This is a genomic window from Okeania sp., assembly GCF_983059655.1.
On sequence record NZ_CEZPJD010000519.1, the window covers coordinates 1 to 5,679 of the forward strand.

Sequence of the window (5,679 nt, forward strand, 5' to 3'; positions counted from 1 at the left end):
TCGCAATAATCTCCATGAGCAATAATTCCAATCCTAATACCAGGAATTTCTGACATTAATCGAGTTACTGAACTTTGGATTTTTCGGCGTACTTGAGTTAGGCAAGGATACATACTGCCAGTTGTATCAAAGCTGAATACTACTTCTATATTATTAGTCATATTTTTTCTCCAATTTTTGACAAAATTTCCACAGAAAATCCCTCGGTTTCAGCTTATAAATTAGCTGCCACCAATTAGATAAATTACTCAGGTTTGAAAGCTTTCTTTTGTGTCTTATAGCAGGGAACAGGGGAAAAACATTTCCCTATCTGAAGTTCATCATCAATCTATGTCCTAGCAACTTGTTCCTTGCTGTATATTTATCAGGACTTACGCAAAGGCACTATTTATAGAGTCAAAAGACTATTGGACAATAGTTTTGAGCGCTATATATAGCGTATTTGCGTCAGTCCTATTTATATTGTAATCAATGTTGAACAAAACGTCAATAAAAATTGAAGAAAAAATCAATCAAATATTTTTTAGATTCTAGACAAAGCAACATTTTTTCTTCTGCCCTCTGCCTTCTGTCTCTTGCTATAAATATCGGGTGAGTGGAAACCCCTAAAATAAGTTTAGAGGATGTTTGAAAAGTTGTTTAATACTGAATTTTGCCCCCCGAGCAAGCCAATTCTGGGGGGAACAAGAATCTGTTAGCTGGTAAAAGTCCCCCAAAATTGGGGGATTTAGGGGGCGCGTGATGTAGCAAATTAGACTTCTCAGACAACCTCTTAAAAACAACCATTGCTCAAAAGGAGAAATAATTGATAGAAGAACGTGCCTACTGGCTGGCATGGGCCAAAATCAGTGGTATAGGTCCAATTGCTCTACAACGACTCAAACAACAATTCGGGACTTTAGCAATAGCTTGGACGGCCAGCCCCAAAGAATTAGGCCAAGTGCCAGGATTTGGCCCTCAGAAGATAGAGAAAGTAGTGGAAGAGCGATCGCGACTCGATCCAAAACAACTGATAGAAGAACACACGGTGAAAAATCCTGATTTCTGGACTCCGGCAGACTCAGACTATCCACGCCTTTTGCAAGAAATTCCGACACCTCCAGCTCTGCTATATTATCGAGGCATAGTTGACTCCCAAGAAATTCTAGGTATTACTCCAACGGTAGGAATAGTCGGTACTCGCTACCCCACAGAATATGGTCGTCGTTGGACGAGGAAAATAAGTTCAACCTTAGCAAAAAGTGGGTTTACTATTGTTTCTGGACTAGCTATGGGAATTGATACTGAGGCGCATAATGCTTGTTTAGAAGCAGGGGGGCGAACAATTGCTGTTTTTGGTAATGGGGTTGATACAGTTTATCCCAAGGAAAATAAAACTCTTGCTGAAAAAGTTATAAAACAGGGGTTGGTTGTGAGTGAATATCCGGCAGGTACGAAACCAAACTCTAAACATTTTCCCCAACGTAATAGAATTATTGCAGGATTAAGTAGGGCAGTTTTAGTGATGGAAGCTCCTCAAAAATCGGGTGCTTTAATTACTGCGGATATGGCAAATGAATTTTGTCGAGATGTGTATGTTTTACCTGCTCGTTTAGATGACGAAAAATCTCATGGTTGTTTGCAGTTAATTAATCATGGAGCAGAAGTAATTCCGATTACTATGGATAAGTTATTAGAAATGTTAGGAGCAATTCCACCATTAGATATTGATGTGATAGAGCCTCCCGAACAATTATCTTTATTTGAGGAGAAAGATAGAGATTCTATTCCAGATTTAGAACCTCTTTTAGCGAAGGTTTTTCAACATATTTCTAGCGAAGCTATTCCTGTAGATTTAGTTGTCCAAAAAACAGGTTTATCACCAGCAGATGTTTCTAGTTCTTTATTACAGTTAGAGTTATTGGGGTTAGTTACTCAGTTACCAGGAATGCGTTATATCATGTCCGGTTGAATACTTATTCTTTGGTGGAAGGAACGCAGAGGGCAGAAGGCATAAGGCAGAAGGTTTTCTTCCTATTGTGATTTAATTTTACACACAAATGATACTACTGGACATGGTATCAGGATTTATAAGAGAATAAAGAGGAGGAAAAGGAGAAAGTTTTTTTATCACTAATTATCCGGAAATGATATTATCAAAAAAATTAATATGGCAGGCATCTGTGGGTGGATTTCAATATTTGCAAAAATACTTTTCTCCTATATATTTCTTGTTGCCTGTTGTCTAAAAGTGATAATTTTTTGGTTTTATTCAAAATTGAGATGCACCTGTATCTGTGGAATTTCTGCTTTTTTTAATTAATCTTGATGTTGAATATTAAATAATGACTAAATTTTTCCTTCTTATTTCTTCCTTCTTGCCGAATAATTAAGGTTTAAAGCCTCTCATGAGCAAGGATAAACAAGCAAAAATTTTCCTTTACTCAATCCTCTTCCTTTTAGGAAGAGGTAATTAGGGCTTGCTGATTAACTATCAAAGTATTCACATATAAAAGTTTCAGCCTTATTAGGTTGAAAAAAAGTACCATATTTTCGGCTAAGAAGGCTCAAAAAGTTAGTATTTGTGTAAGAGTTGGGCAGAAAAATTAAGGGATAATTCTTACTCCTACCTCCTCTAAATTACTTATTCCTCCTGTCTCCTATCTCCTGTCTCCTCCCCCACTAAAAGACTTTTTCAGCAAACACTAATTATCCATTATCAATGATCCATTATCAATGATCCATTATCGAATTCTTCCTTCTGAATAATGACTAAATTTTTCCTTCTTATTTCTTCCTTCTTATTTCTTCCTTCTTCCTTCTTCCTTCTTCCTGCCACTGCCACACCAATAATTATTTTTCCCACCTGCCCTAGAAATGAAATTTCTAAGCTACCGAAACCTCCTTTATCTCAAATTCAACCCAGTATTCCTAGTCTGTGGTTAACTCAAGATTTCTTTGGTGAAGAACTTATTTATACTTGGTTTGTTGACTCTGATGATGCTTGGGTAATTTTGGTAGTCAGAAAATTAAATTGGGATAATAAAAACTACCTAGAACGTTATAAATTTATTAATCATTTTGGCAATGTAGCTAGACAATATGGTTATAACTTACAAGTATGCGAACCTCGTAATAAAAAACCAATTGCTGCCTATTTTTGTGACTTTGAAAATGCGCCATTGAATTGTAATGTAGAAATTGATTATAGGTTTGGTCAAAGTTTATTTAATCAACCTAAAGACTTTGAATTTATTACTAATACTACAGAAGAATAGATTTCATTAATGGATAATTGATAATGGATAATTGATAACTACCTCTGGTTAAAGCGGAACCTGCCCATACTATTGCAACATTTAAGGTTAAGTGATGGTCTTTTGCTCATACTTTTAATTCTATAAAGCTGATAGCTGATGGCTGAATGCTGACCGCGAAATGCTTACCCTTAGCTACTTACTGGTTGACGAATTTCTCGCCATAATTTCCGATATTGTTCAACTGTATTATTATCTTCAATATCTTCAAGTGGGTAGAGAAAATCGCTTTTTTGAAGAATATCTTCTGGAGGTAATAGTAAAGAATCACCTTTAATTTCTGAAGTCAATTCAGTTGGATTTATCCCTGGTATGATTGGAGAAGTAGTCTGAGTTATTAAAGACATTTGTTCTGCTATCTCAGGTTCCCAACAAAAATCGATCCATTTTTCTGTTAAAGAAGTTTCCGCAGTAGCAGCAGGTTTAACCCATAAATTCGACCATAAAGCTGTTCCCGATTTAGGTATTACTGCAGCAATATCTTTACGGTTTTTAATCAGTGGTAAAATATCGTTAGACCAACCAACAGCTAACCAAGTATCTCCAGTAATTAGAGATTGTAAATAATTATTAGAAGCGTAATATTTAACCTGTTGATTTAGTTCAATTAGTTCCGATTTTAAGTCTTCAACTTCACTAAGATTTTTAACATTATAAGATTTGCCTAATTTTTTCAGAGTTAAACCAATAACTTCTCTAGGTTGATCTAACAAAGAAAATCGATGACGTAACTCTTCTTTCCATAGATCGCTCCAGTCCGTAGGTTGCCATCCCAAAGTTTTAAATTTATCAACTCGATAAGCAATTAATGTTGTACCCCATTGATAAGGTGCTGCCCAAATTTTTCCTTGGGGATCTGCATAACCTTGATTATTACGCTTGACTAAATTTTGCCATTTTTCCGGCAATTTATTCCAATTTTCTAAAGCTTCAGAATTAAGAGGTTGAATTAATTCTTGTTTAATAGCAATTGCTAACCAATAATCTCCTAAAGTAACAAGATTAGCAATATTTATTTTTTTTCTTTGCTCTGTAGATGATTTTTGCTTTTCTAATAAAACTTTTCTCTGCCAACTTTGTAGCAGAGAAAATAATTCTGTTAAATTTTCTTGAGGATTAAAGTTTAATTTAGACTGAGATGTTAATTCCCTCTTAAACTTTGACACCATTTGAGCAGGAATAGTGCTTTTTAACAGTTGAATATTCAAGTCTCCCTGAGCATTACATCCCGCTAAAAATTCAGCTAAAGTTATTGCTGTAGCTCCGATTAAAAAATTCCGTCGCTTCACTTTTTCTGATTACTTAAATATACGTTTTTCTAGATATTGACCAATCATTTTTTGTTCGCCCGCACGGGAAATAATAGTTTGCCGTGTCCGGTATTTATGGCCGATTTGTTTAATTTCTTCCTCAAATACAGACCCATTGTACTCTGTTCTGAGACATAATGTGTTAGGGTCAGATAGATGATATTTAGCTATGATAGGGTTACTCGTGGCAAAACCGCGATCGCGATACAATATTGAGCCTCGAACTCCGAATATTGTTGAGCCTTCAGATTGTTTCTTACCTGATACAGAATCTTGACTGAGCCAACTGACTAATGAACCACAAATCATTGCTGTTTCAGGATTATGTAATTTATGGAGCTTGGCTAATTCTATAAGTTCTGGACTTCCTAGCTCTAGAAATTTAATTGTTAAATGACTGACTATTTCTTGGGTATTTCCTTCGGGTAAGGTATAGTAGCGTCTTTCAGAATGCCATTGACCTTCGGAGCGTTGAAAATATTCAGTGATTCTTGAATCTGCAATTTCTAATGTTTGTGTGGTGTTCTTTACGCCTAATTCCATTTAATTTTATCCTCTGGTGTTGTCTAGATATCAAACTAACTGTAATTTGTCAATAGTTTTGTTTGATTTGTTACTCCTTTTAATATATCCTGTTTTTTTTTATGGTTTCCGGACTGGCCATTTCAGTTATCAGTTATCAGTTATCAGTACCTCTGCAATAAGGAGACAAGAAAATACGGAATCTTCTTTTTTTATCCTTTTAAAAGAGGACGCGTAACTAGCCAAATTTTTCAGTAAAAAAATGGCTGAAGTGAACTTTGGGCAAGCTTTTGAGCTTGGTGGAGTAGTTGAGGCGATCGTCGCAATTTTCCAAATGCTTATTTGGCAAGGGTTTGGGCTGTTTTTTTCAGTTGCCTATTGTGGAGTTGTGGTTGGAAATGCTATATTTATAGCAATTAGCGCTGGTATATTTACAAATGATAGGAGGGGCCAAATAGCTAAAAGTCTTATATTGTGGGCAATTTATTCCCCCTATTGCCTCTCTTGGTCAGCATTCCCTCACAGGAGTCGGCGTTCCGCAAGCGAGCTGT

The 5,679-nt window shown here is 35.8% G+C and carries 5 protein-coding genes; 3 read left to right on the plus strand and 2 right to left on the minus strand.

Annotation, left to right across the window (positions count from 1 at the left end; genetic code table 11):
* The first annotated feature begins 805 nt into the window (after positions 1-805).
* Together dprA and AC3DU7_RS23235 are read left to right on the plus strand one after the other, a co-directional pair.
* Complete coding sequence (gene dprA, locus AC3DU7_RS23230; RefSeq protein WP_488041667.1) at positions 806-1,951, plus strand: DNA-processing protein DprA; 1,146 nt, start codon at positions 806-808, stop codon at positions 1,949-1,951.
* Positions 1,952-2,747: 796 nt separating this feature from the next.
* Complete coding sequence (locus AC3DU7_RS23235) at positions 2,748-3,257, plus strand: hypothetical protein (protein ID WP_488041668.1); 510 nt, start codon at positions 2,748-2,750, stop codon at positions 3,255-3,257.
* Positions 3,258-3,427: 170 nt separating this feature from the next.
* On the opposite strand, the gene AC3DU7_RS23240 is transcribed toward AC3DU7_RS23235, so the two are convergent.
* Both AC3DU7_RS23240 and AC3DU7_RS23245 read right to left on the minus strand, forming a co-directional pair.
* On the minus strand, positions 3,428-4,585 hold the full coding sequence (locus AC3DU7_RS23240) for an extracellular solute-binding protein (protein ID WP_488041669.1): 1,158 nt from the start codon (positions 4,583-4,585) through the stop codon (positions 3,428-3,430).
* Between the two features lie 9 nt (positions 4,586-4,594).
* Positions 4,595-5,149 (minus strand): phycobiliprotein lyase, encoded by a 555-nt coding sequence (locus AC3DU7_RS23245; RefSeq protein WP_488041670.1) that lies wholly within the window; start codon positions 5,147-5,149, stop codon positions 4,595-4,597.
* A 241-nt stretch (positions 5,150-5,390) separates the two neighbouring features.
* Here AC3DU7_RS23245 and AC3DU7_RS23250 point away from each other — a divergent pair.
* Positions 5,391-5,679 (plus strand): hypothetical protein (locus AC3DU7_RS23250; RefSeq protein WP_488041671.1); only part of this gene is annotated, 289 nt, incomplete at its 3' end.